This window comes from Flagellimonas olearia (assembly GCF_004150225.1).
GTDB lineage: Bacteria > Bacteroidota > Bacteroidia > Flavobacteriales > Flavobacteriaceae > Flagellimonas > Flagellimonas olearia.
Map to the genome: position 1 here is coordinate 781,081 of NZ_ML142908.1, position 24,670 is coordinate 805,750.

Annotated in this window: 25 protein-coding genes; 6 read left to right on the top strand and 19 right to left on the bottom strand. The window is 44.8% G+C overall.

Going from position 1 to position 24,670, the window contains the following annotated elements; all coding sequences use genetic code 11:
* Positions 1-11: 11 nt before the first annotated feature.
* From DN53_RS08785 to hemA, 11 genes are all read right to left on the bottom strand, one after another.
* A complete protein-coding gene (locus DN53_RS08785; RefSeq protein WP_129654004.1) occupies positions 12-869 on the bottom strand; it encodes a hypothetical protein in 858 nt (285 codons plus the stop codon).
* Between the two features lie 19 nt (positions 870-888).
* Positions 889-1,572: an Ig-like domain-containing protein gene (locus tag DN53_RS08790; RefSeq protein ID WP_165357328.1), complete on the bottom strand. Its 684-nt coding sequence runs from the start codon at positions 1,570-1,572 to the stop codon at positions 889-891.
* Between the two features lie 138 nt (positions 1,573-1,710).
* On the bottom strand, positions 1,711-3,009 hold the full coding sequence (locus DN53_RS08795; RefSeq protein ID WP_129654006.1) for a serine hydrolase domain-containing protein: 1,299 nt from the start codon (positions 3,007-3,009) through the stop codon (positions 1,711-1,713).
* A gap of 38 nt (positions 3,010-3,047) precedes the next feature.
* Positions 3,048-4,037, bottom strand: coding sequence for a porphobilinogen synthase (gene hemB, locus DN53_RS08800; protein WP_129654007.1), 990 nt, complete (start codon positions 4,035-4,037; stop codon positions 3,048-3,050).
* 8 nt (positions 4,038-4,045) lie between these two features.
* Positions 4,046-4,834: a PhzF family phenazine biosynthesis protein gene (locus tag DN53_RS08805; protein WP_129654008.1), complete on the bottom strand. Its 789-nt coding sequence runs from the start codon at positions 4,832-4,834 to the stop codon at positions 4,046-4,048.
* 27 nt (positions 4,835-4,861) lie between these two features.
* Complete coding sequence (gene hemF / locus DN53_RS08810; RefSeq protein WP_129654009.1) at positions 4,862-5,764, bottom strand: oxygen-dependent coproporphyrinogen oxidase; 903 nt, start codon at positions 5,762-5,764, stop codon at positions 4,862-4,864.
* Positions 5,761-6,186, bottom strand: a complete 426-nt coding sequence (locus DN53_RS08815; protein ID WP_129654010.1) for a DUF6973 domain-containing protein — start codon at positions 6,184-6,186, stop codon at positions 5,761-5,763. Before DN53_RS08815 ends, hemF begins: the two co-directional genes overlap by 4 nt.
* Positions 6,187-6,248: 62 nt before the next feature.
* Positions 6,249-7,274: a uroporphyrinogen decarboxylase gene (gene hemE, locus DN53_RS08820; protein WP_129654011.1), complete on the bottom strand. Its 1,026-nt coding sequence runs from the start codon at positions 7,272-7,274 to the stop codon at positions 6,249-6,251.
* A complete protein-coding gene (locus DN53_RS08825) occupies positions 7,267-7,932 on the bottom strand; it encodes a uroporphyrinogen-III synthase (RefSeq protein WP_129654012.1) in 666 nt (221 codons plus the stop codon). Before DN53_RS08825 ends, hemE begins: the two co-directional genes overlap by 8 nt.
* Positions 7,910-8,836, bottom strand: coding sequence for a hydroxymethylbilane synthase (gene hemC, locus DN53_RS08830; protein ID WP_129654013.1), 927 nt, complete (start codon positions 8,834-8,836; stop codon positions 7,910-7,912). Before hemC ends, DN53_RS08825 begins: the two co-directional genes overlap by 23 nt.
* Positions 8,833-10,089: a glutamyl-tRNA reductase gene (gene hemA / locus DN53_RS08835; protein ID WP_129654014.1), complete on the bottom strand. Its 1,257-nt coding sequence runs from the start codon at positions 10,087-10,089 to the stop codon at positions 8,833-8,835. Before hemA ends, hemC begins: the two co-directional genes overlap by 4 nt.
* 210 nt (positions 10,090-10,299) lie before the next feature.
* Between hemA and DN53_RS08840 the strand changes: the two genes are divergently transcribed.
* Positions 10,300-11,178 carry a helix-turn-helix domain-containing protein gene (locus tag DN53_RS08840; protein WP_129654015.1) on the top strand — a complete coding sequence of 293 codons (879 nt, stop codon included), beginning with the start codon at positions 10,300-10,302 and terminating at the stop codon, positions 11,176-11,178.
* 10 nt (positions 11,179-11,188) lie between these two features.
* Positions 11,189-11,941, top strand: coding sequence for a ThuA domain-containing protein (locus tag DN53_RS08845; protein WP_129654016.1), 753 nt, complete (start codon positions 11,189-11,191; stop codon positions 11,939-11,941).
* Here DN53_RS08845 and DN53_RS08850 read toward each other — a convergent pair.
* Both DN53_RS08850 and DN53_RS08855 read right to left on the bottom strand, forming a co-directional pair.
* Positions 11,927-12,781, bottom strand: coding sequence for an N-acetylmuramoyl-L-alanine amidase-like domain-containing protein (locus DN53_RS08850; RefSeq protein WP_242502100.1), 855 nt, complete (start codon positions 12,779-12,781; stop codon positions 11,927-11,929). The two genes, DN53_RS08845 and DN53_RS08850, sit on opposite strands and share 15 nt — an antisense overlap.
* Positions 12,768-13,841 carry a mechanosensitive ion channel family protein gene (locus tag DN53_RS08855; RefSeq protein ID WP_129654017.1) on the bottom strand — a complete coding sequence of 358 codons (1,074 nt, stop codon included), beginning with the start codon at positions 13,839-13,841 and terminating at the stop codon, positions 12,768-12,770. The genes DN53_RS08850 and DN53_RS08855 overlap by 14 nt, the downstream gene beginning before the upstream one ends.
* A gap of 150 nt (positions 13,842-13,991) precedes the next feature.
* On the opposite strand from DN53_RS08855, the gene hemH reads away from it, so the two are divergent.
* From hemH to DN53_RS08875, 4 genes are read left to right on the top strand one after another with little or no spacing between them, the layout of a single operon-like run.
* Positions 13,992-15,038, top strand: a complete 1,047-nt coding sequence (gene hemH, locus DN53_RS08860; protein WP_129654018.1) for a ferrochelatase — start codon at positions 13,992-13,994, stop codon at positions 15,036-15,038.
* A gap of 26 nt (positions 15,039-15,064) precedes the next feature.
* Positions 15,065-15,856 (top strand): DUF3050 domain-containing protein, encoded by a 792-nt coding sequence (locus DN53_RS08865; RefSeq protein ID WP_129654019.1) that lies wholly within the window; start codon positions 15,065-15,067, stop codon positions 15,854-15,856.
* Positions 15,857-15,913: 57 nt separating this feature from the next.
* Positions 15,914-17,302 carry an MATE family efflux transporter gene (locus DN53_RS08870; RefSeq protein ID WP_129654020.1) on the top strand — a complete coding sequence of 463 codons (1,389 nt, stop codon included), beginning with the start codon at positions 15,914-15,916 and terminating at the stop codon, positions 17,300-17,302.
* A gap of 35 nt (positions 17,303-17,337) precedes the next feature.
* On the top strand, positions 17,338-18,450 hold the full coding sequence (locus DN53_RS08875) for a lactonase family protein (protein WP_129654021.1): 1,113 nt from the start codon (positions 17,338-17,340) through the stop codon (positions 18,448-18,450).
* Positions 18,451-18,493: 43 nt separating this feature from the next.
* On the opposite strand, the gene DN53_RS08880 is transcribed toward DN53_RS08875, so the two are convergent.
* From DN53_RS08880 to DN53_RS08905, 6 genes are all read right to left on the bottom strand, one after another.
* Positions 18,494-19,426, bottom strand: a complete 933-nt coding sequence (locus DN53_RS08880) for an SMP-30/gluconolactonase/LRE family protein (protein ID WP_129654022.1) — start codon at positions 19,424-19,426, stop codon at positions 18,494-18,496.
* Positions 19,427-19,497: 71 nt separating this feature from the next.
* Positions 19,498-19,962: a DUF4440 domain-containing protein gene (locus tag DN53_RS08885; protein WP_165357330.1), complete on the bottom strand. Its 465-nt coding sequence runs from the start codon at positions 19,960-19,962 to the stop codon at positions 19,498-19,500.
* 90 nt (positions 19,963-20,052) lie between these two features.
* Positions 20,053-20,817: a LytR/AlgR family response regulator transcription factor gene (locus DN53_RS08890; RefSeq protein WP_129654024.1), complete on the bottom strand. Its 765-nt coding sequence runs from the start codon at positions 20,815-20,817 to the stop codon at positions 20,053-20,055.
* 45 nt (positions 20,818-20,862) lie between these two features.
* The gene (locus tag DN53_RS08895) at positions 20,863-21,954 is read right to left on the bottom strand and encodes a TFIIB-type zinc ribbon-containing protein (RefSeq protein WP_129654025.1); all 1,092 of its coding nucleotides are present in this window, start codon (positions 21,952-21,954) and stop codon (positions 20,863-20,865) included.
* Positions 21,955-22,101: 147 nt separating this feature from the next.
* The gene (locus DN53_RS08900; protein ID WP_129654026.1) at positions 22,102-23,241 is read right to left on the bottom strand and encodes an SPFH domain-containing protein; all 1,140 of its coding nucleotides are present in this window, start codon (positions 23,239-23,241) and stop codon (positions 22,102-22,104) included.
* A 124-nt stretch (positions 23,242-23,365) separates the two neighbouring features.
* A complete protein-coding gene (locus tag DN53_RS08905) occupies positions 23,366-24,484 on the bottom strand; it encodes a DmpA family aminopeptidase (RefSeq protein WP_129654027.1) in 1,119 nt (372 codons plus the stop codon).
* Positions 24,485-24,670 lie beyond the last annotated feature (186 nt).

Sequence of the window (24,670 nt, forward strand, 5' to 3'; positions counted from 1 at the left end):
TTATGAACGGACTACTTAATATCCAGAAAAATCCCAATGGCAAAGGAAGGGTCGGCATAAATAATACGACCATCCAGAGCCCCACCATAGGTTGCCGATATCCCCCATTTTGGTAAAATATAATAGGCAGCTTCGGCCCCAAGACCGATAAATTCCACATTATTGGCAAAAATGCTCCCTTGGCTATTTTGGGCACTAAGGGTGCCGTTGTGCATGGATTGTACCACATCCAGTTTTCCGGCGACCCATAGGCGGTTAAAAAATTGCAAGCCCAATTCAGCGCCTGCCCGTAATTCGTCCGAGAAGTTCTGGGTTCTGTTGTTGTAACCTAGATACGCTTTGGCATAGGCAGGCAGTTGGGCTAGGGTAAAAGGTTTTCCTGCGGCTATTCGAACCATTTGGTTGAATTCCCCATCCCCAGTCTGATAACTGCCGTCACTGCCTCCAGAATCGTTTCCAGAAGGTATGCCAAACAGCAATGTGGTTGAAAGGGCCAGTTTTTCATTTTGAATAAGTCCATAGGTAATGCCAAGGTCAATATCCCCAATGGAGTTCACCGCTTCCCCCGGCGTGATGAGCTCCCCAGTGGTCTTTGAAAAAATATCGTTTTGATAGGTCCGAGAGAAGAAGGGAACATAGCCTACCACATTCCAGCGATCGGTAATACCATATTCCGCATACAAGTTCAGGTTGAACTGCCCTCGGGTGGCGTTCGGCTCTATGGCCCCTGTATCGGTGTAATGTTGGTCGGCCTCAAGGTACCATGCAGACAGTTTGTAATATCCTTTCCCGCGTTCGCGCGTCCATTGACCATAGGTCAGCTGGCCAAGTACCAAAAATCCAAATAAAACAAATTGGTATATTTTCATGGGTTGTTTAATGTGCGGTTCAATTTATAAGGCCTTCCCCAACTTTAACATTAAAGGGTTTGCACCAATACAAAATATATTGGTATTCATTAAGTCCCACACCTTCAATGACGTAGGAGTGTGCTCCTTCAAAAATGGTCACGGCGCCCACTTCCAATGCACCGTTAACAGAATTGGGATTGTTGGACAGGTATAGGTAAAGTCCGGGCAAGCTGGATGACGCTTTGTAGTCTGCATTGAAAGACAGAATGAGGTTGCCTCTATCTGCCCTAATGGTAAAAGTCCCCTCAAGGGTGTAGGCACTCGTGGTGGCAATGGTTCCATCTCCGTTGGACTCCATGTTGTTCTCCACGGGGTCTACGGATATTCTTATGGTGTCTTCAGCCGTTAGGGTATTTCCTTCTATAACCACGGACACACTTATGGTGGCCTCTCCTTCCGCAATGGCCATTGCCACACCTTGATCATTTATGGTAACGATGGATGGGTTGGAACTGGACCAAATGACTTCAGCATCTTCAGGTTGTCCAATATGGTTCAGATATGTAGCGGAGTAGGGATGGCTACCCGAAATTTGGATGCCTGTTATGGGGTTGTTTATACGGATGGTGGGTTCCACAAAGTCATCCACATAATCTTCACCAATACAACTTGAGAAAATGAAGACAACGATGACCCAAAAGAAATGACGCGTAAAACCCATAAAGGACATTTTTCAATTTTGTTGAAGGAATGCCCTTTATTAGTGAGCGCTAGGTGGGAAAGCTTACAAAAACTATTCAAAAAAGTGTAAAAAGCTCTGGATCTTTATTGTTAAGAGGTCTTGACTCCTTAAAGCTACTTACTCCACAGATGATGCGCGATAAAATACATCCTGCAGGGCTGTACGGATATTCAACCGGTACAATTGGCGATGTTCCCTTGAAGGATACACTCTGTTGGACAAAAAGATATATACCAGTTTGTTGTCAGGATCGGCCCAAACGAAAGTTCCGGTAAATCCTGAATGCCCAAAACTGTTGGGACTGGACAGGGGAGAGGGATAGGCTTTTTCCAAAGTACGTTCGGAGTTGTCTAACAATGGCTTGTCGAAACCGAGTCCCCTTCGGTTATCGTTATCCGGATATTGGACCCTACCAAACTCTTTAACCACTTCCTTGGAGATAATTTGCTTGTCTCCTATGGCACCATAATTTTCATAAAACATCATGATTTTGGCCAGGTCATCCGCGCTGCCAAACAAACCGGCATTTCCGGATACCCCACCTTTAAGGGAGGCGTTTTCATCATGGACCCAACCTTTGACGAAGGTTTTTCTGAACACACTGTCGTTTTCTGTAGGGACAATGTCATTGACATAGTTCTTTTTGCTAGGGTTGTAACCCAAAGTGTAACAGCCCAAAGGTTGATAGAAATTCTGATCCAGATAAGTTTCGTAATCGGTACCCGTAAGTTGTTCTATCAATCTCGGATAGATAAGGAAGGTAAGCCCTGAGTACACGTATTTTTTTTCATCGGAAACCTTAGACCTATCGATCATGCGGTTCATTTTTGCTTCAAAGCGATCGCTGATGAATAGGTTCCCATACACTTGTTGCTGAAATTTTTCACTTGGGGTGTCCCTGACAAATCGCCGCTTTATCTTCCCGTTCTTCCGCATGACTTTCTCCAAGAAGACAATGTAGGGCACCAAACCGGCCTGGTGACTCAAAATTTCACGAAGGGTCAAATCTTTTTTATCCTTATGTTTTTTCCATGAGGGCCAGTAGTTGCTAAAGGGCGCGTCCAAATCAAGTTTGCCCTCGTCCACCAACTTCATCAAAGCGGGCAATGGACCTAAAATTTTGGTGACAGATGCCAAATCGTAGAGATCGTTCAGGGCAACGGGCTGCACGCTATCATAGGTGTGGTATCCGTATGCCTTGTGGAAGACAACGGTATCATTTTTGGCGACCAACACTTGGGCGCCCGGAAAGGCTTGGTCTTTTATACCAAGTTCCATGATGGAATCCACTTTTTGGTTGATGTAGGCTTCATCCAATCCCAATTTTGAGGGAAGGGCATGAATTAGATTTTGTTGGGCAAGGAGGCTGGTTGAAACAAAAAGAAAACAAAAACAGAATGCAAAGAGGTTTTTCATGAGTTAGTTAGTATGGTTGGTTGTACGTATTTTTTGAATCATCCCAAGGTACGGATAAAGTCTTTAGCAAAATAACTGGCAATGATGCTTGCTCCCGCCCGTTTAATGGCAGTCAATTGTTCCAGCATTACGGTATCATGGTCCAGCCAGCCTTTTTCCGCGGCCGCTTTGATCATGGCGTATTCCCCGGATACTTGATAAACGGCAATGGGCACATCCACTTCATTTTTTATATCCCGAACAATATCCAAATAGGGTAGACCCGGCTTTACCATCACAATATCGGCACCTTCATCTATGTCCATTTGAGTTTCGCGGATGGCTTCCAATCTATTGGCAAAATCCATTTGATAGGTTTTTTTGTCCTTGGGTACGTTGGCAATATCCACAGGAGCTGAATCCAGGGCATCCCGGAACGGACCGTAATAGGCACTGGCATATTTGGCGGAATAGCTCATGATCCCCGTATTTTGGAACCCCTCATCTTCCAATGCTTCCCGAATGGTGAGGATACGCCCATCCATCATATCGCTGGGGGCCACAAAATCGGCTCCGGCCTGCGCATGGGATACGCTCATTTCGGCCAAAACCTCTGCAGTTTCGTCATTGAGGATCTGCCCTTCGGCCACAATTCCATCATGGCCATAGGATGAAAAAGGGTCCAACGCCACATCGGTCATCACCAACATCTGTGGGCAGGCATTTTTGACGGTCTTTATTGCCCTTTGCATCAATCCATTTGGGTTGATGGCCTCGGTGCCTTGGTTGTCCTTGAGCTTTTCATCGACCTTAACAAAAAGCAACACGGAGCAAAGTCCCATTTTCCAAAGTTCCTTGACTTCTTTTTCCAGATTGTCCAAACTCAACCTAAAATAATTGGGCATGGAAGCAATCTCTTCTTTGACACCTTTGCCTTCCACCACAAAAAGGGGCACTAGAAAGTCGTCTGGGGTCACCAAAGTTTCCCGAACCAATCTTCGGATGGATTCGGAAGCGCGTAGTCTTCTATTTCTGATCAATGGATACATACTGATATTTAAATTTCAATTTCACCGGTTAGGTAGGGAGCCACTTTGCTGGAAATTTTCACCCGGCTCCCTAAATATTCACAGATTAAGTCCCCTCCTCTTTTGGAGAGTTGTTTGGCGGTCATTTTACTTTTGCCCAACACTTCGTACCAATACGGGGTAAGGGACGTGTGTGCCGACCCTGTAACGGGATCTTCGGGAATGCCACATTGTGGGGCAAAGAATCGGGAGATGAAATCCACCTCTTGGCCGGGTGCCGTAACAATTACCCCTCTACAATCCAATTGGTTCAGAAGGTGCAGGTTGGGGGTAATGGCCTCCACTTCTTGTTGGGAGCTGTAGACCATCATAAAATCCGTTTTTCCCTTAAAGGTTTTTATTGGAGTCAGCCCAATGGCATTGTCCAATTCCCTATTGTTCCGAATGGCCACTATTGGGTCGGTGGGAAAATCCAAGGTCATCCAGCCATTGGCCGTTTTTTCCACGTTCAATTCCCCACTTCTGGGTGAATAAAACCGAATGGTTTTTTCGTTGTGATCGTAATAGTTAAACAGTACATATGCTGTGGCCAAAGTGGCATGACCACATAAATCAACCTCGGTTTCTGGAGTGAACCAACGTAACTTATACCCCTTACCTTTACGAACAGCAAATGCAGTTTCGGCCAGATTGTTTTCTTCCGCAATACTTTGCATAAGAGTGGTATCAAGCCACGCATCCAAAATGCAAACTGCTGCAGGATTACCACCGAAAGGACGATCGGTAAAAGCATCGACTTGATATATTTTCTGCTTCATGGGTTTGGTTTCAAACAAAGCTACACATTAAACCCAATTTTTGGGATGTTGCAGCACCTCAATTAATTGCTCTTCTGGACTCCCTTTTTCGGGATGGTGGTCATACCTCCATTGCACATGGGGAGGGAGGCTCATCAGAATACTCTCGATACGGCCATTGGTTCTCAAGCCGAATAGGGTGCCCTTATCATGAACCAGATTAAATTCCACATACCTTCCACGTCTGATCTCTTGCCAATCTCGCTGTTCTTGGGAGTAAGGCAGCTCTTTTCTTTTTGTAACGATTGGTACATAAGCATCCAAAAAACTATCCCCAACCTCGGTGACATAGTTATACCAATCTTCCATGGTCATGGTTTCCGTTGCTTTGCAATAGTCAAAAAAGAGACCGCCAATCCCCCTTGCCTCATTGCGATGGGCATTCCAGAAATACTCGTCACATTTCTTTTTGTAAGCGGGATAAAATTCTCGATTATGGGCGTCACAGGCATTTTTACAGGTTCGGTGAAAATGTTGGGCATCTTCCTCAAACAGATAATAGGGGGTCAGGTCCTGACCGCCACCAAACCATTGGTCCACGATGTCCCCATTTTTATTGTACATCTCAAAATAGCGCCAGTTGGCATGTACGGTAGGTACCATGGGACTCTTGGGATGGATGACCAAACTGAGTCCACAGGCAAAAAAATCCGCATCTTCCACACCAAAATACTGCTGCATGCTTTTGGGAAGTTCACCGTATACTTTGGAAATGTTCACCCCACCCTTTTCAAATACATTTCCATTTTCAATGACACGGGTCCTTCCACCACCGCCTTCGGGGCGTTTCCAAATGTCCTGTTGAAATTTGGCTTTTCCATCCACCTCTTCAAGTTTTGTGGTGATGGTATCTTGTAGTTTCTGGATATAATCGTAGAATTTGTCCTTCATTGATCGAGTATATGTATGAATTGTGTTTTTAAGCTTGCAAGCTTGGTATTAGAATCGATTTTGACCGAAACCAGGGTCATGGATTTCAACAGTTCAATGATTTCACTTTCCGTTTTTTCGGGATTTTCCCGAAATACCAACCTTCCCACGGCATTGTTATGAAAATCCATAGTTTTGGCCAATTCTGTATTTGGAAAAACGTGTTCATGCCAATCCGTAATTTTTTCTGCCCACTGCAAAACGGAATCCTTGTCGTGCCGTATTCGAAAACATCTTTTGGCAATCAAATAGTTCCAAAGGGCATGTCTGAATGCATTGGCTGGACCATTTTCATGATGTAATCGGCCATAGTTGTCCGCTGATATGCGGATGCAATCCTTGGTGGCTCGAATAGTAGGTACAATGAAAAACGGGTGACTCATCCCAATGAATATAACTTTCAGTATATTTTTAAAGTCTACCCGTTTCAGTACCGCTATTGGGTTCACGCCTTATATTCTTTTACGGCATCTATGAATGCTTTGGCATTTTCCAATGGTATATTGGGAAGGATGCCATGCCCTAAGTTGACGATATATTTGTCTTTCCCAAATTCATTGATCATTTGGGTAACCCTCTTTTTGATTTCAGCTGGAGGGGAAAGCAAACGAGCAGGGTCAAAATTTCCTTGTAGGGTAATGTTCCCTCCGGTGAGGTAACGTGCATTTTGGGCCGAGCAGGTCCAATCCACACCGACGGCAGAAGCACCGGATTTCGCCATTTCTTTTAATGCGAACCAACACCCTTTGCCAAAAACGATGACCGGGGCCAAATCTTTCAATGCATCAACGATCTGTTGAATGTACGGCCAGGAGAATTCTTGGTAATCGGTAGGGGAGAGCATGCCGCCCCACGAATCGAAAACTTGGACAGCGTTCACACCTGCTTCTACTTTGGCCTTAAGGTAGGCAATCGTGGTGTCTGTTATCTTTTGAAGCAGTTGATGGGCCACTTCCGGTTGGGAAAAGCAGAGTCCCCGGGCCTTATCGAAACTTTTGCTTCCTTGACCTTCCACACAATAGCAAAGAATGGTCCAAGGAGAACCGGCAAAACCGATAAGAGGGATTTCATCATTCAACTTTTCCTTGGTCAGGGTAATGGCCTCCATCACATAACCCAATGTATCCTGAATATCAGGAACGATAACCTTTTCCAAATCTTCTTTGGAGCGTATGGGGTTTGGGAGGTAGGGACCAAAGTTCGGTTTCATCTCCACTTCAATGTCCATGGCTTGTGGAATCACCAAGATATCACTGAAAAGGATGGCCGCATCCATTCCATATCGCCGAATGGGCTGCACGGTAATTTCGGAAGCCAACTCGGGAGTCTGGCATCGGGTAAAGAAATCGTATTTATGTTTGAGTTCCATAAATTCAGGAAGGTAACGCCCAGCTTGGCGCATCATCCATACGGGTGGACGCTCAACAGTTTCACCCTTCAAAGCTCTTAGGAACAAATCGTTTTTAATCATGTCTTGCAAAATGGTTTATGGCCTGGACCAACACGTTTTCCACGGTCGGTTTATTGGCTATTACAATATGGTCTGAATGTTTTTTGGCCTCATCGGCCGTAGTAGTACCAATACAGAAAAGGGTACTACTGCCAATGGAATTCTCCAAAAGATAGCTTCTAATGCCACTTGGACTGAAGAACAAAATGCCATCAAAATCCCTTTGAAAAGCCCTTGGCATTAGATGGGTTCTGTACACCACCACCTCTTTATACCGAATGTTATTTTCAGTTAGTGCTTTTGGCAGGGTATCCCTTCTTTGATTTCCGGATAAAAATAAAAAGGCATCATCGTGATGCTCCTTTATGATATATTGGGCCAATTCCGAGGCGTATTCGGTCATTTTTACCACCCTCAGTCCACTCTCTTGCAAAAGGGCTTTGGTTTTTTCACCAACACAAAAGACCTGAAAATTGGAGGTGTCCCGGTTTTCAATTTTTTTAACGAAAGCCTTGACCGAATTTTTACTGGTAAGGATATAGTGGGTGTATTCCAAAGGAATATTTACATCCAAAAATTCAATTTGAAGTGCATCGTACTCCACCAACCCCAAACCTGAATTGAGGAACAATTCCTTTTGCGGGGAGCTTAGTTTTTTAGTGGAGAGCACTGTTTTCATTTCTAATTTCCTGCATCAATTTATCTCCACCTTGCTGTAAGACCTCTTTGGCACATTGCTCTCCCAGTCCATTGGCTTGGTTCAAGGGAACACTTTTGTTGACGGTGATTTTTTGTTTTCCATCCAATGAAAAAAGAACCCCTTCAAAATGTACCGTTTGTTCTTTTATTTGTGCCAAAGCACCAATAGGAGCGGTGCAACCTCCTTCCAGAGTCCGTAAAAACTCCCGTTCAATGGTTGTGGCCGCTTCAGATTCCATATGATTTAGTTTGGTGAGTGCTTCTCTTGAAAAGGTGTCCTCTTCTTTGGCCACGACCACCATGGCTCCCTGTGCGGGGGCGGGAATCATCCAATCCAATTGAAGGGCATCTTTGGGCAGCAATTTGATGCGTTCCAATCCGGCCTGGGCAAAAATGGCACCGTTCCAGTCGTTCTCAATCAGTTTCAACAATCTGGTGTTCACGTTTCCCCGTAAATCCACCACAGTATGGTGAGGGTATTTGTTCAGCCATTGGGCTTTTCTACGCAAACTGCCGGTAGCAATGGTGGCAGGGGTATCGGATTCCAAAAAGTTCAATCCCTTGTGCACCAAAATATCGTGGGTAATGGCACGCTCCATTACGGCAACCTGGACGATACCTTTTGGCAATTGGGTGGGAACATCCTTCATGGAGTGTACGGCAATATCTATTTGCCCTTTCAATAGGGCAATATCCAAAGTTTTGGTAAAAATGCCGGTGATTCCCAATTCGTACAAGGGTTTGTCCAATATTTCATCCCCAGTGGACTTTATCGGGACCAATGAGGTATCGTACCCCAATTCCTCGAGTTTTTGCTGTACGGTGGTGGCTTGCCACAGTGCCAATTCACTATCGCGGGTCCCAATTCGTATGATCTTGCTCATTTTGAATCGATTTCTAGCTGAAAGACTTTCTGGATAAGTTCCAGACTGTCCTCGGTATCCACTTCGGAACTTTTCAGGTGGTTGGCAAACTGTTTGGTGATTTTTTGGATGATCCTATCCGATATGATTTCGGCCTGATCTTGGTTGAAGTCATCCATTTTTTTGGAATGAAAGTCAATTTCCTCGGCCTTCATGGTCTTCAATTTTTCCTTGAGCGCGTTGATGACCGGAGCAAACTTTCGGGTTTCCAACCACTTTAAAAAGTCTTTCTTCACCTGTTCAATAATCGCTTCGGCTTTGGGCACATATTCCTTCCTTTTCGCCAAGGCTTCATCGGTGATTTGGGAAAGTTGGTCCAAATGCACCAAGGAAACATTGTCCAGCTCCAAAACATCGTCCGCCACATTTTTGGGTACGGACAGATCCAAGATAAGAAGTGGTTTCTTGGGATAGATCAAGGCTTTGGACACGGTGGGTAGCTGTGCCCCGGTGGCCACCACAAGGATATCCGCTTTTCGTATTTCGGTCTGTAGATCGCCATAATCCTTTACCGTCAAATGGAACTTTCCAGCAATATCCTCTGCTTTTGCCCTGGTCCTGTTGATCAGAGTAATATGGTGGTTGTTGGAATGCTTAATGAGGTTTTCACAGGTATTTCTCCCGATTTTTCCTGTGCCAAAAAGTAGAATGTTCTTTTCGGAAATGTCGGGGACGTTATCCAAAATATACTTTACCGAGGCAAAGGCCACCGATGTGGCTCCGGAAGAGAGTTCGGTTTCGGTTTTGATTCGTTTACTGGCCTGGATCACAGCATTACAGAGCCGTTCCAAAAAGGGATTGGCCATGTCTTGTTTTTTGGCGCGATAAAACCCTTGCTTAATTTGACTTATAATCTCAAAATCACCCAAAATTTGGCTGTCCAATCCTGTGCCTACCTTGAACATATGGGAAATGGCCTCATGGTTTTTGTAGACATAGGCTACCTCTTGAAACTCTTCCACGGTGCCCTGTGTTTGATCACAAAGCAATTTTATAAGTTGGTAGGGATGTTGGGCAAAACCATATAGTTCGGTCCGGTTGCAGGTGGAAATGGCCAATAGGCCATCAATACCAAGCTCCTTGGCCTTTGCCAGAATATGGTCTATGGCCGGAACATCAAGGCTAAACTTCCCACGTACCTCAGCATCTGCCTTCTTATAGCTCAGCCCAATGGCGTAGAAGGAATTATGTTTGGAAATGTTGTAATTCCTCATAAAGGATAAAAATCGCAGCACAAAAATAGCAGTGCTGTGTTTTAAAAAATAACGCTGGAGGTACTATAAATAACCCGTGAGAAATTTTTACGGTGAAAATTCAATAAAAACCGCCCAATGCACTAATTTTATTGATAAATTTGATTGTACTGAACGTAATTTAGAGTCATTCTAAATTGAAGGAAAACGTTTATCAAAGCAAAACTGTTCATGAAAAATATCGCTAAAGGTTCCTATGAGGAAATTCTGGTTGAAGATGGGTTTTATATCCTTAAGATTCAGAACGATACAAAAGAATTACAGACGGTGGAGCGGGAGATTGACAGCTCGTTTATCCAGTTCCATTTTTGCCTGAAAGGGAAAACGCGTTTCAATTTTAACGAAGGAAATTATCATCTGGAAGTAACGGAAGAAAACTCCCTATTGCTCTACAACACACAAAAGGATTTGCCTTTGAATCTTATTGTGTCTCCCAATTCATGGTTGCTGTCAGTGGTAATGACCATACGTAAGTTCCACTCCCTTTTTTCCAATGAGGCAGAGTACATCCCTTTTTTAAGCGGTGAGAACAAGGAGAAAAAGTACTATTCCCAAGAAATGGTATCACCTGCCATTGCTGTTGTACTCAGTCAGTTGATGAATTACAATCTGCATCCTTCCATCAAACAGTTGTACATCAAAGGAAAGGTATATGAGCTGATATCCCTTTATTTTAATAAAACCGAGGATGCCGATCTGGAACAATGTCCCTTTTTGGCCGATGAGGACAATGTGCGACGTATTAGAATGGCCAAGGAAATCATGATTTCACGGATGGCCGAGCCGCCCACCTTGGCCGAGCTTTCCCAAGAAATTGGATTGAGTTTGAAAAAGCTGAAAGAAGGGTTCAAACAGATTTATGGGGATTCGGTCTACGGATTTTTGTTCGACTATAAAATGGAGTATGCCCGAAAAATGTTGGAAACCGGAAAGCACAACGTCAATGAAGTAGGCTTAAAAGTGGGATATAGCACCGCCAGTCATTTTATTGCTTCTTTCAAAAAGAAGTATGGCACCACCCCCAAAAAATACTTAACTTCAAACGCATAAAAATCAAAAAATGAAAACTCTTGTACTGTCCCTTTTTGCCATAGGCTTTGCGTTGCAGATTTCCGCGCAGGACGCCCCGAACCCAGAAGAAGCCCAGAATGTGAAAATGCCCGAACTGGTCCTGGTGTTCACCAAAACAACAGGGTATAGGCATGCTTCCATTGAAAAAGGGATGAAGACCTTGCGCGAATTGGGGAGAAAGAATGGCTTTGTTGCCCTGCAAACGGATTCAGGGACGGACTTTAACCCTCAAAATCTGGGGAACTACAGATTGGTGGTCTTTCTGAGCACCACCGAAGAGGTTTTGGATGATGCCCAACAGAAAGCTTTTGAAGGGTACATTAAAAATGGAGGCAGTTATTTGGGAATCCATGCCGCTGCGGATACCGAGTACGACTGGCCTTGGTATGGAAAGTTGGTAGGGGGTTATTTTGAGAGCCATCCAGAACAACAGGAAGCCAAAATTGATGTGGTCGATACATCCCATCCCTCCACCACCCACCTGAAGGATGTTTGGATGCATTTTGATGAATGGTACAATTTTAAGCAATTGAACCCTAGCGTTTCTGTTTTGATGAAACTGGATGAAACCAGTTATAAAGGTGGCAAGAACGGAGCCAACCATCCCATAGCCTGGTACCACGAATATGATGGGGGCCGTGCTTTTTATACAGGTTTGGGGCATACCGATGCCGCTTATGACGACCCCGATTTCAGACAACACCTTCTGGGGGCCATTGAATGGTGCCTAAAACGAAAGTAAAACGGGCCTAGCCACAATGATCCCAATGTTGCTCTTGATGTTTTTAAGGTAATCCACCAAAGGCTCTTGGGTGATTTCAACTTTTCCATTTTTGCTTGAAGCATGTAGTAAATGTAACCGCCCATCCGGTTGATGTATGGCTATGCCGGTATGGGTAACGTCCAACCCTTTAATGGAAGTGGCCAATGCAATGATATCCCCGGATTGTATTTGCTGTTCGTTACTTTCAACCTGGTCTTGGGGCAGGTAGCACAAATTTTCCTTGGCCAATTCTTTTTCCGCTTGTTGTATGATGGCAAAGTTGGTGTCATTGCTCAAAAACGGATACAGGGAACGGTGCGTTCCCATGAAATTGATAGGCTTGTTGAGCTCAACTCCTCCCAAATCCGAAGTAATGTCCTTGACCAATCCCTTCTTTTCATTATTTCGAATCCACTCTGTAAAGTAATGTAAACGAGAAGGATAACCTTTTAAATCACCATCCCTATACCGAATGGTCTCCAATGTTTTGGTAAAGTCTTCAAAAGAGCTTTGTTTGGACTTGAGCATGGTTCCAAAGGCAAATACATTTTCCACAAAAGTGGTACAGTCCAACCCTTGTAAGTTCACTACCAAGCTTTCGGTCTCACCCACTTCAAGGGTTTTTTCCACATAAGGGGTGTCCAAGAAGGATTTCCCAACCGCTACAATGGTATCGCCCAAAAAGGAGGCTTGGGTCTTCTGTAAAGCTGCGATCTTGTCTTCAAAAAGGGATTTGTCTTTTGGGGAACAAGTTATTTGTTGGGCAGATGCCATCAACCCTAAAAACAGAATGGGCAAGAAGGTTTTATATTTCATCATTTATGGTGTCATTGGTTTGCTGGAGCATGACCCGTGTTCGGGCTATGCTCTCAGGGTAGTTTTTCTGCAAATAGTCTATCAATTTCTCACGCACATGAACCCGAAGATCCCAGGCTGTGGAGGAATCCTTGGCGCTCATCAAGGCCCTTACCTCTACATGGGTGGGTTTGGAATCGGTAACCTGAAGGATATTCACTTCACCATCCCAAAGTTCTGTATTTTGGAGAATACGGGTCAATTCTTCACGAAGATCATCAAAGGAAACCATATAATCCACATACAAAAATACCGTTCCCAAAATATCCGCGGAGCTTTTGGTCCAGTTTTGGAAGGGTTGATCAATAAAATAGGGGGTAGGCACAATCAACCGGCGTTTGTCCCAAATACGGACCACCACATAGGTAAGGGTAATTTCCTCAATTCGGCCCCACTCGCCCTCCACAATGACCACATCATCCAATTTTATGGGCTGTGCAATGGCAATTTGAATGCCTGCCAATAGGGTTCCGATGAATTTTTGGGCGGAAAAACCAATAATAATCCCCGCAACCCCTGCAGATGCAAAAATACTGATCCCAATTTCACGGATTTCCTTAAAACTCATCAAGGCAAGTCCAAGAGCCAATATAATGACGATAAAGATCACTATGCGTTCCAAAATGGTGAACTGGGTATAAATTTTACGAGCCTTTAGGTTGTCGGCCTCCCCAACATCGTAGTTTTTGATGATAATCTGTTTCACAATTTTCAACACGGCAATGATCAACCAGGTCATGGCCAAGATAAAGAGCAAGGTACTGGCCTTTCGGAACCAAAACCCCAGCTCTTCCAGGTTCAAAAGATCCCGCAGCGATTTCATTCGCAATACAATGGAAAGAAAAATCAACAGTAAGGGCTTTGTCAATCGCCTAAATGAACCGTTGGGCAAAAGGTATTTTGGATTTTTCCCCAACCGTTTTAAGACGATGGAAACCACCCAATATGCCAGAGCCAAAACAAACAGGGCAATCCCCAGATAAATGAGCGATTCCTTGGAAACTGTTTCAATAAAAAGGTCCATGGCAACAAAAATAGGGAGAAAAGAACACGGGCTAAAATCCGGAATGCTAAATGAAGATTGAATTTAGTTATGGACCATAGAAAAGTAATTGGGTTCTAAAAAGAACAAGTCCGTACCAAGTTGTATTTTTGGGGCCTAAAACAAAAAGCTGTGTCAAAAGGAGTTTTATTGGTCAATTTGGGTTCGCCGGACAGCCCTACCGCCAAGGACGTTAAACCATATTTGGATGAGTTTCTCATGGACGAACGCGTCATAGACGTGAACCCCGTTCTGCGAAACATCATTGTACGGGGAATTATCCTCAACACGCGTCCAAAACGTTCGGCGGAAGCCTATTCCAAGATTTGGTGGGAGGAAGGTTCTCCTCTGATTATTATCTCGGAACGTTTTATGGAAAAGGTGAGCCAACAAACCAGCTTGCCCATTGCCTTGGGTATGCGGTATGGTTCCATGACCATCAAGAGCGCTTTACAGGAATTGAAAGACAAAGGAGTGGATGAGGTGTTGTTGGTGCCCCTGTATCCCCATTATGCCATGTCATCATACGAAACGGTAGTGGTGAAGGCCATGGAAGTGCAACAAGAGCATTTCCCAAATATGCAGTTGACCACCTTGCCTGCCTTTTATAGCAATCCGGATTACATCAAAATATTGTCCAATAGTATAGCGGAAGGTCTAAAGGGTTTTGATTATGACCATATCCTTTTCTCCTATCATGGGATTCCCGAGAGGCACATTAAAAAATCGGACCCCACAAAATTCCACTGCCAATTGAATGGGGCCTGTTGCAAGGCCAATTCGGTGGCCCACCATACCTGTTATAGACATCAATGTTATGATACCACCGAGTTGGTGATAGCACAATTGGGATTGCCCAGGGATAAAGTGAGTACTTCGTTCCAATCCCGATTGGGAAGCGACCCTTGGCTACAACCTTTCACCGACCATGAATTTGAACGATTGGGCAAGGAGGGCATTGAGCGTTTGGCGGTAATCACCCCTGCTTTTGTAAGTGATTGTCTGGAGACTTTGGAAGAAATTGCCATGGAAGGCAAAGAACAATTTGTAGAGGCCGGCGGGAAAGACTACATCCATGTCCCTTGTTTGAACGATAGGGATGATTGGGCAGGCCTTATGGCACAGTGGATCAATACCTGGTCAGCAAATCAAACCCTGCCAGAATATAACATCCAATAATTTTTGGAGTACTGAAAATCAAGTGTATGAGCATTGAAAACTTGGAGCACAGTCTCAAAGAAGTACGGGAACAACTCAAAAACCATGAGCTTTACGCACAGCTGGATTCAGTTGAGGACATCAGGACCTTTATGGAGAGCCATGTGTATGCCGTTTGGGATTTTATGTCGCTATTAAAGGCCCTGCAACGAGAGCTTACCTGTACGGACCTTCCTTGGAAACCCGCTTCGGATACTGTAGTGGCAAGGTTCATCAATGAGATTGTCTTGGAAGAAGAAAGCGATTTCAATGAAGAAGGAGTGGCCAAAAGCCATTTTGAAATGTATCTGGATGCCATGGAGGAAGTCAATGCCAATACTTCTAAGGTCAAGGGGGTCATTGGAAACTTTGGGAATCTTGAAGAAATTACAGGGCAAATCAAAAAGGCGGATTTGAATCTGGCTGAAAAGAACTTTCTAAGCTTCACTTTTGAAGTCATCAACACCCAAAAACCCCATATTATTGCTGCGGCTTTTACCTTTGGAAGGGAAGAATTGATCCCGGACATGTTCTTGGGCATTATAGAACAATCTGGGAAAAAAGGGCCAGAGCAGTATCCAAAGCTTTCCTATTACCTAAAACGGCACATTGAACTGGATGGGGATGAACATGGACCCATGGCGGTGAAAATGATGAAGATGCTCTGCGGTCAGGATGAGCAGAAATGGACCGATGTGGCACAGTATAGCCTAAAGGCTTTGGAGTATCGAGTGGCTTTATGGGACAGCATCACCAAAAAACTAAGGGAGAACAAAGGTAATTTGATCGAGGCATTGTAGATTTGGGTCAGATTTAGCACTCACACAAAGCCTTATACCCAAAGAATAACCATTGGCATGGCCAAAGCAACCTCTGACGCACTTGGGAAAGAACCCATCGGAAAATTATTAATCAAACAGGCCGTCCCTGCATCCATAGGCATTCTGGTGATGTCCTTGAACGTACTGGTCGACTCCATCTTTGTGGGCAATTGGATTGGCTCCATTGCCATTGCCGCCATTAATGTGGTGTTGCCGGTTTCCTTCTTTATTGCTGCTTTGGGAATGGCCATAGGTATTGGAGGTTCCAGTATTGTGTCCCGAGCCTTGGGGGCCAACAACAAGGAAAAAGCCCTTAAGACTTTTGGAAACCAAATCACGCTGACCCTTTTGGTTACGGTGGTCATGGTGGCTCTGGGACTTTATTTTGTGGATGCCTTGATTCCAGCTTTTGGTGGAAAGGGTTCCATTTTTGCCCCGGCCAAAATTTACTATACCATTATCCTGTACGGGGTCCCATTTTTGGCGCTTTGTATGATGGGAAATACCGTGATCAGGGCCGAAGGGAAACCCAAATTTGCCATGGTGGCCATGATCATCCCTTCGGTGGGGAACCTGCTTATGGACTACATTTTTATCTATGTGTTTGATTGGGGCATGCACGGAGCCGCTTGGGCCACTACCGTTGGGTATTTAATGTGTTTTGGATATATTCTCTACTTTTTTCTATCAAAAAACTCCGAGTTAAAGATTAGTCTTTCCCATTTTGGGTTGGATAAATCCATTCTTCAAGAAATCAGTTCCCTAGGATTTGTGACCTTGGCGCGCCAGGCCGTGACCAGTATCACCTATCTGCTCATGAACAACATCCTCTTTAATTTGGGAGGGGAGGCTATGGTGGCGGTCTATGCCATTATTGGCCGGATGCTCATGTTTGCCCTTTTTCCTGTTTTTGGGGTTACCCAAGGGTTTTTGCCCATTGCAGGCTTCAATTATGGGGCAGCACAATATGACCGGGTCAAGGAATCCATTTATACGGCCATCAAGTATGCCGCTTTGGTGGCAACCTTGGTCTTTGTGGTCCTCATGGTTTTTCCTGCTGAGATCGCATCACTTTTCCTGAGCAACAAACCCCATATGCCTGCAGAGGAATTGGCCACCAATGTATTTGTGTTGCAGCATTCCCCTTTGGCCATGCGATTGGTCTTCGCGGCTACACCGATCATCGCCCTTCAATTGATAGGTGCCGCATATTTTCAAGCGGTAGGGAAGGCCATTCCGGCATTATTGCTCACGCTTACTAGGCAGGGCTTCTTTTTTATACCGCTTATTTTGTTGTTGCCCCAATTTATGGGGGAGATGGGCGTGTGGCTATCCTTTCCCATAGCCGATGTGCTTGCCACCATTGTCACGGGGATTTATCTGGTCCGAGAGATTAAAACAAAGTTGTCTGGATTAGTTGCATAAGAATGCTTAATTTGGGACAAACATTTTAATCATCCATGAAGAAAACACTATTGCTCGGTCTAGTACTAATGGCCGGAATTGCCTGTAAGGAAAAAGCAGAGAAAAAATCAGAAGAGAAAACCACCCACACCCTATTTGTTGGAACGTATACCAATGGAGATAGTGAGGGAATTTATAAATATACCTTGGATGCCACTACGGGTGCGCTTGGAAGTCAGGAACTGGCCGCAAAATTGAAAAGCCCTTCCTATTTGACGATTTCCGAGGACAAGAACAATCTATATGCCATACAGGAGATCGGCGATTTTGATAGTCTTGGGGGAGGAGTCACTGCATTCCGCTTGAATGAAGGTGTTTTGGAAGTCCAGAACAGCAAAGGGACCCATGGAAATGGCCCTTGCCACGTTTCCTTGTCAGGGGATGGTTATTTGGCCGCTGCCAACTATGGTGGGGGCAATGTGGCCCTGTATCAATTGAATGGGGATGGATCACTTGCCGGAGAAGCCCAGGTAATCGATCATAAGATTTTGGATACCACTAAAACCTCCCGCGCGCACATGGCAAAGTTTACCAAAGACGGACTTTTTGTAGCGGATTTGGGATTGGATGGCATAAAGCGTTACAAAAGGGAAGGGGACCAATACGTGGTTGGTGACCAAACCTCAATCGATTTGGCCGCTGGGGCTGGCCCCAGACATTTTACCTTTGGTAAGAATGGCAACATCCTATATGTGATCAGTGAGTTGAACAGCACGGTTTCCGTTTTTGAAAAAGACAGCCAAGGGGCTTACCAGGAAATTCAAACAGAATCTACATTGGCCGAAGGCTATGCTGAAAAAAGCTATTGCGCCGATATCCACTTATCGCCTGATGGTAAGTTTTTGTATGGTTCCAACCGAGGGGAGAACACCATTGTAATCTTTGCCGTGGACCAAGAATCCGGAAAGCTGACCTTGGTGGGTAGGGAATCGGTTCGTGGAGACTGGCCCAGGAATTTCTCATTGGACCCCACAGGTGAATTTTTATTGGTGGCCAACCAAAGGAGCAATAACATCATTGTTTTCAAAAGGGATGCCGAAAAAGGAACCTTGCAATTCTTAAGCGAGACAAACTTGGGCAGTCCGGTTTGTATTGCCTTTTTGAATTAGAGTCCATTTAATGGGTTTACAGGGCTAATCAGGAAAGAAGACCTTAGATTTTTAGACGGACCAAGGTATACTGCTTCAATTGGTCAGGATGGATAATGGTATTTTTTTCCTGATCAAAGTTGTCCAACTGGGAATCTGAAACAAAGTACATGTGGTCATCATAGATAGCAAATGTCGTTGGAATATCCGATGGATTGAAAAACGACATGATCTTCTTTTCGGATAGGATTTCGGTGCGTTCCGGATTCAACTCAAATTGAAAGACCCCATTTTGGGACAAGTCCCTTTTCCCATTGACTATGGCGATCAATGTGTTCTTATGGAATTTCATTCCATCAATTCCCTTTAACTCATTGGGTGGGTTCAACAACTTCTTTGATGCGATGTCCAAAATGCGGATGCCGGAGGTATAGGTGGCCAAATAAAGGTATTTGCCATCATCGGATGCTGCGATGCCATTGGAATGTTTGATCTCTTCATGGGTAAAGAAGACCTCCAAGGCCTTTTTGGCCCCGGTTAGGGCATAGAGGGTATCACTTTCCGAATCGGTGATGTAGGCGTTCCCATTTGGCGTTGTGGCTATATCATTCAGATAGATAACCTCCTCTGAGTTTAGGGTGTATGAGGCTATGAATTCTCCGGAGGTGCTGTTCATCATCAAAAGAACGGATGAATTGTTGCTTTTGGGCAAACTGTTTCCCAGGGCAAAGAGGGTGTCTCCTTGAATGGTCATCCCAAAACCGGAGAGGTACCCATATTCCTTGCTTCCAATAAAGTCTTCGGCATGGGTCCCATCCAAATTACAGCGTACAATTTTATCCTTCTTCAAACTGTTGAGGTATACCTTTTTGGAGGAAGGGTCAATGGCGATGCCTTCGGGAATCAAATCCTTTTTGAATGTAAGTGGAACGGAATGGGTTTCTTGCGCGCCGGCAAGGGTACAGACCAACAGCAAAAGCCCCATAACCATTTTCATTGAATAAGGATTTTTAGGGAAAATACTAAAATATGGATTTGTTTAGGGAGACATTACCAGAACTTTAAGGTTTAGGGTACCTGTTTGATGCCGGATACATGGGAAGCAATCGCCTTCCATTGCCCTTCCCTTTTTATTAAGACATTGCTGGACTGATAAATGGTTTTAACGGAGTCCTTGAAGATATGCCCGGTACCACAGATCATGGCTGTGCCGTTGGGCAGGATGTCCAAGCGTTTTATTTCATAAAAAAAGGAATCATGGGTACTGGCATGTTCCTTGATCCAGGCGAGTTCTCCTTTTTTATCGGACCAGTTTCCTTGGTCGTCGATCATTTGAAAATCATCCCCTAAGATAGAATCGAGCAAGAGAGTATCCTGTTCCCGATAGGCTTTGGGCCATTTCACCTCTTTCAATTGGGTCAGAAGTTGGCGATCTTGCCCTGTGCTATGGTTTTGTTCTGTTTCACCTTCCGTTTTGGAGGTACAGGACCATAGGATAAAACATCCAATAGCGACACTTAGAAAAGTCTTCATGTGTTTAGTTTTCCCAAATGTAGCAGGAGTGATGCAAGACATGTAACAACACTGGGTAAGCTGCGGGAAAATAAGGGCAGGTTGATGCCGTTAAACCTCCACCAAGTTCTTTCGGTAGGTCCTGCTGAATTTAATTTTGTCCCCATTTTTTAAGTGGAGCACCCCATCGCCACTACTGTTTTTCTGATGGAAATCCATAAAATTCATATTCACCAAATAGGAACGGTGTACCCGTTTAAAGGTTTTTGGACACAGCATTTTCTCCAATGAGCTTAGGCTTTGGTATTTTACAAAAACACCTTTTTCTGTATGAAGTACAATACAGTTATTGCTGGTTTCAATATAGCGGATCTCTTCAGGAACCAGTAAAAAATGGGAACCGTTCCTGGACACTTCCATTTGAATTTTCGCTCCTGAAATGGGTGTGATTGGAGTGTCAATTTTTTGGTTGTGTTCCTTGTTTACAAAGTAAAATAGGAGTGCAAAATAGCAAAATAGGTTAACGGCGATATTGTTGGTAAGCCCGGCATGCAATAGATTGAAATTGGGGGAAGCACAACGAAATACCACAGTCATCATAAAGACTACCAAGGCCTGTCCAACAAGAATGTTCGTTGCCGTGGCGGTGATGCCCAACCCTCCTTGAAGGACCAAGGCTTTGCCAACAGGCTTTTGCTCCCAGTTTTGGGCCCAAACTTTTATGTATTGGGCAGAGAAGGTCCAAAAGACAAAACTGGTCACAGCCAAAATGGTCAATTCCGAAAAACAGGTGGCCCCCAAACTTACTTGGAACATACGGCCAATGCCCATATTGAGCAGCACAAAAATCGATATCAGCGAAATAGGCTTGGACATATTTAAAGATACGGATTTTGTAACCGTGATGCCAAGCAAGGAAAATTACCCTGCAAAGTAAATCAGCAGTGCAATGACTGTCAGCCCGAATAGGACGGCAAAGAAAATCTTCCAAGCACTGTACGGACGGGTACCGGAAATCTGTCCATTTTCACCATTGATAAAGAAATTGTACTCCTTGCCTTTATAGCGATAGGCACTTACATAAACGGGTAATAAAATGTGTTTGAACGTCTCTTCGGATAGCTGCATGTCCATGTGGGTCACCCGTTGGGTGTCTCCACCGATGTCCTGTCGGCACCAGCGCATGGCAATGTCACGCGCCACATCTTTGGAATGGAGGTGTCCTTCCTTCAGCGGGATGGTATATTTTTCGGTAACAAAGCCTGAAAGAAAACCACTGTTGAATGGTTGCAGTCTTTGAAGGTTCCAATGGGCGATTTTTTGGGGAATCCTCCCTGATTTTTGTTGGGATGCCTTGATAAGGGTGTCGTCCACAAATCCAGAAATCTCTCCTGAAGCAGGATACCACCGGGTTTTACGAACTTGTTGGGTCACCATTTTGCCGTTGGAGTTCCGGACCCTTCGGGTTTCGTAATAGTATTCGCCCCGTTGACCTGTATAGCTTGCCGCAAGTTGGGCATCAAAAGTCCAATACGGTAAATAGAGCCCTTTGGTAAATTGGGGGTCCAAAGCGGCCTTCTTCAGTTTATTTGGGGCAAACCACAAGCGTTTTACCCAATTCTTGAAAATGATAAAGGATTTCTTTTGATCAATCTGAAAGGGGAGTACCGCGCCGGGTAAGATCCAATCTTCCTTATAAGCATCTTCAATCACCAGAGGCATGCCGCAGTATACACAATGAAGCGACTTATAGTTTTCTTCCACATGTTGATTGGCACCACAATTTTTGCAGTGCAACACGGAAATTTCCTCACTGTTCCGTTGCTCCCCCATTTCCTTGAGATAGGGATACAGCTCCAGCTCCTCAAACCCGGAATCACCAGTTTTGATGACTTCCTCGTAACCGCAATATTCACAACTGATATTAGTCGTGCCCGGTTTGTACTTGAGCTCTGCACCACAATTGGCACAGGCTTTTTTAAGCTCGGTTTTTTGGATTTTTTGTTCTTCCATAAGTCCATTTCCGAATTGGCGGAAATCTATATCAAAATTGAAGGACTGTCATTTCGAAGGAGCTGGCGACTGAGAAATCTCAATGTGTAATTATTTAGATTTCTCAGTCGTTGCTTTGCAACTCATTTCGAAATGACAAAATGAGAATTATTGCCCTGGTAACGGCGGCGGTGTGTTGCCTCCCAAGAACGATTTCAATTCTTCCACTTCTTTAAGAGAAGCCCATGCGGCCATGCCCTGCTTCCATACCAAACTATCTCGGTTGATGGCCCGCGATGCAAAAAGAGATTGCATTTGCTCAAAGGTCACTGGTCCATGTTGTACCCCGTTGGAGGCATAATAATATAGGGTTTGTGTTGGCATAGGAGGTGGAACAGCTCCTCCAATGGGTTGGGCGGTTTGTTGTGGTGAGGCTTGGGTGTTTCCACCCATCATTCCACCCATTTGTTGAGCCAAAACAAAGCCCATACCCATGCCCATTCCGGCTCCAGCGGTCCCGCCTTCGTTTTGGGCAGCGGCCTCAATAGCCTTGGCGGTTTTGAACTTGGTCAATTTGTCCAGATCAAGCTTGTCAATACGACTATACTCGAAGATTTCCTTTTTAAGATCTTCGGGCATGGAGACATTTTCAATGTAGAATTTTTCCAAGGAAATGCCCACACTTTCAAACTCAGGGGACATCACTTCACGGCAGGTGTCTGAAAGTTCGGTGGTATTGGCAGCATACAATTCAATAGGCAAATTGGCTTGGCCCACGGTATTCGTGAATCGTGTGGCAATCAAACTTTTAAGGTGCTCATTGATCTCAAAGTTGGTGAAGTTGCTGTCCGTACCTACAATATCCTTGATGAATTTGCCTGCATCCGAAATTTTAAAGGCATAGGTGCCAAAAGCGCGAATTTCAACCAGACCAAATCGGTCATCACTTAAAGTGATGGGACTCTTGGTGCCCCATTTTTCATCAGTGAACAAATGGGTGTTCACAAAATACACTTCGGCCTTGAATGGGGAATTGAATCCGTATTTCCAACCTTTCAAGGTTGCCAAAATCGGAAGGTTTTGTGTGGTAAGGTCGTAAGTGCCCGGTTCAAAGACATCGGCCAATTGACCTTCGTTGATAAAAACCGCGGTCTGTCCTTCACGAACGATCAACTTTGCGCCGTTTTTTATTTCATTCTGATAGCGCTCAAACCGATAGGCAATGGTGTCGTCGGTATAGTCAAGCCATTCAATAATGTCAATAAACTCGTTGGTGAGTTTTTCCTTGATCTTTCCAAAAATATCCATGGTAGTGTTTTTTAGGTATTATGCTTTTAAAACTATAAAAAAACTATAGAGTTTCTATTAGGTTAGTGTAAAATTCAAGGGGAATGTTACGCCACATGCAAAGAAAAAAGGATGGAATGAAGTGTCAGTCCATTTTATGGGCCGCTTGGAGTATTTTAAGGACTTTTTCCTTGGGAAGTGACTCAATGGTATGGCCATCACGACCCGTCATGGTTTCCGCAGCGAAAAGAGAATTAAGGATGGCCTCCTCTGTGGCTTCGATGGTAGCCAAGAAAAGTGGGGTCATGGCCTCATTGCGCAAGGTCGGTACAGTTTGAACGGGATTTTCACTCTCATACGGGATTCTACATTCCTCTGCTGTGGAAACGGCAATCACGTAATCCCCACTGCCGTTACTGGCAATCCCTCCGGTTTTTGCCAAGCCCAGCATGGCCCGTTTGGCCAATCGCTCCAAATTGCGGGCATCCAATGGAGCATCGGTCAGAACCACCATCATGCAAGAACCGTCAACTGAATATTTGAACGTTTCGGAATAACGGTCGAGCTGCTTGTCCACATCCGCCCCCGCTATTTGCAAAACACCGCCAAAATTGGTCTGTACCAATACACCTATGGTGTATCCTCCCAGTTTTTGGGGAAGTATACGGGAAGAGGTTCCTATCCCTCCCTTGAATCCAAAACAAATGGTACCCGTCCCTGCACCAACATTGCCTTCGGGAACTACTCCTGTTTTTGCTTTTGAAATGGCTTGCCGTACATTCGTTTCGCTGACATGGCGCCCTCGAATGTCGTTTAAGTATCCATCATTGGTTTCACCCACTACGGCATTTACCGAACGCACTGTTTCGTTGCCTTCTTGATGTAAAGTATACCCGATAACGGCATTGACCGCTGTGGGAACACTCAAGGTATTGGTCAGGATGATAGGAGTTTCCAAATTGCCCAATTCCTTCACTTGGGTGCTGCCGGCCAGTTTTCCAAAACCGTTGCCCACATGTATGGCTGCCGGGACTTTTTCCTGGAAGAGATTCCCTGAATGGGGAAGAATCGCCGTGACCCCGGTACGGATGCTGTCGCCTTTTATCAAGGTAACATGTCCCACCCGTACCCCAGGCACGTCGGTAATTGCATTGTATTGTCCTGGTCTGAGCACTCCAATCTCAACACCATAATCCCGAATACGCTTCTGCGAAAACGAAAGTAATGGTAGTAGGATCAGGAGGGTCAGTACGGACCTATTCATAATAGGGGAGTTCTAAAAATCCCTATAGTCTCCAGAAAGGTAGGCATTGGCCTTTTCCTCCTTGAACTTAGCCGCTTGTGCGTCCCAGTGGAGGGTCTCCCCGGGGAACCTTCCGGCAATGGTGCCCAACAATATGGTCTCGGTGAGCCTGGCCCCATACTCAAAGGGTGCCGTGGTCTGGGCCTT

Coding starts and splice junctions, on each gene's coding strand:
- DN53_RS08905 (WP_129654027.1), bottom strand. CDS start 24,484: ATGAATAGGTCCGTACTGACCCTCCTGATCCTACTACCATTACTTTCG.
- DN53_RS08895 (WP_129654025.1), bottom strand. CDS start 21,954: ATGGAAGAACAAAAAATCCAAAAAACCGAGCTTAAAAAAGCCTGTGCC.
- DN53_RS08900 (WP_129654026.1), bottom strand. CDS start 23,241: ATGGATATTTTTGGAAAGATCAAGGAAAAACTCACCAACGAGTTTATT.
- hemB (WP_129654007.1), bottom strand. CDS start 4,037: ATGTATCCATTGATCAGAAATAGAAGACTACGCGCTTCCGAATCCATC.
- DN53_RS08850 (WP_242502100.1), bottom strand. CDS start 12,781: ATGATGAAATATAAAACCTTCTTGCCCATTCTGTTTTTAGGGTTGATG.
- DN53_RS08805 (WP_129654008.1), bottom strand. CDS start 4,834: ATGAAGCAGAAAATATATCAAGTCGATGCTTTTACCGATCGTCCTTTC.
- DN53_RS08855 (WP_129654017.1), bottom strand. CDS start 13,841: ATGGACCTTTTTATTGAAACAGTTTCCAAGGAATCGCTCATTTATCTG.
- DN53_RS08890 (WP_129654024.1), bottom strand. CDS start 20,817: ATGTCCAAGCCTATTTCGCTGATATCGATTTTTGTGCTGCTCAATATG.
- hemF (WP_129654009.1), bottom strand. CDS start 5,764: ATGAAGGACAAATTCTACGATTATATCCAGAAACTACAAGATACCATC.
- DN53_RS08875 (WP_129654021.1), top strand. CDS start 17,338: ATGAAGAAAACACTATTGCTCGGTCTAGTACTAATGGCCGGAATTGCC.
- hemC (WP_129654013.1), bottom strand. CDS start 8,836: ATGAGCAAGATCATACGAATTGGGACCCGCGATAGTGAATTGGCACTG.
- DN53_RS08865 (WP_129654019.1), top strand. CDS start 15,065: ATGAGCATTGAAAACTTGGAGCACAGTCTCAAAGAAGTACGGGAACAA.
- hemA (WP_129654014.1), bottom strand. CDS start 10,089: ATGAGGAATTACAACATTTCCAAACATAATTCCTTCTACGCCATTGGG.
- DN53_RS08795 (WP_129654006.1), bottom strand. CDS start 3,009: ATGAAAAACCTCTTTGCATTCTGTTTTTGTTTTCTTTTTGTTTCAACC.
- DN53_RS08815 (WP_129654010.1), bottom strand. CDS start 6,186: ATGAGTCACCCGTTTTTCATTGTACCTACTATTCGAGCCACCAAGGAT.
- DN53_RS08845 (WP_129654016.1), top strand. CDS start 11,189: ATGAAAACTCTTGTACTGTCCCTTTTTGCCATAGGCTTTGCGTTGCAG.
- DN53_RS08870 (WP_129654020.1), top strand. CDS start 15,914: ATGGCCAAAGCAACCTCTGACGCACTTGGGAAAGAACCCATCGGAAAA.
- DN53_RS08825 (WP_129654012.1), bottom strand. CDS start 7,932: ATGAAAACAGTGCTCTCCACTAAAAAACTAAGCTCCCCGCAAAAGGAA.
- DN53_RS08885 (WP_165357330.1), bottom strand. CDS start 19,962: ATGAAGACTTTTCTAAGTGTCGCTATTGGATGTTTTATCCTATGGTCC.
- DN53_RS08790 (WP_165357328.1), bottom strand. CDS start 1,572: ATGGGTTTTACGCGTCATTTCTTTTGGGTCATCGTTGTCTTCATTTTC.
- DN53_RS08880 (WP_129654022.1), bottom strand. CDS start 19,426: ATGAAAATGGTTATGGGGCTTTTGCTGTTGGTCTGTACCCTTGCCGGC.
- hemE (WP_129654011.1), bottom strand. CDS start 7,274: ATGATTAAAAACGATTTGTTCCTAAGAGCTTTGAAGGGTGAAACTGTT.
- DN53_RS08785 (WP_129654004.1), bottom strand. CDS start 869: ATGAAAATATACCAATTTGTTTTATTTGGATTTTTGGTACTTGGCCAG.
- DN53_RS08840 (WP_129654015.1), top strand. CDS start 10,300: ATGAAAAATATCGCTAAAGGTTCCTATGAGGAAATTCTGGTTGAAGAT.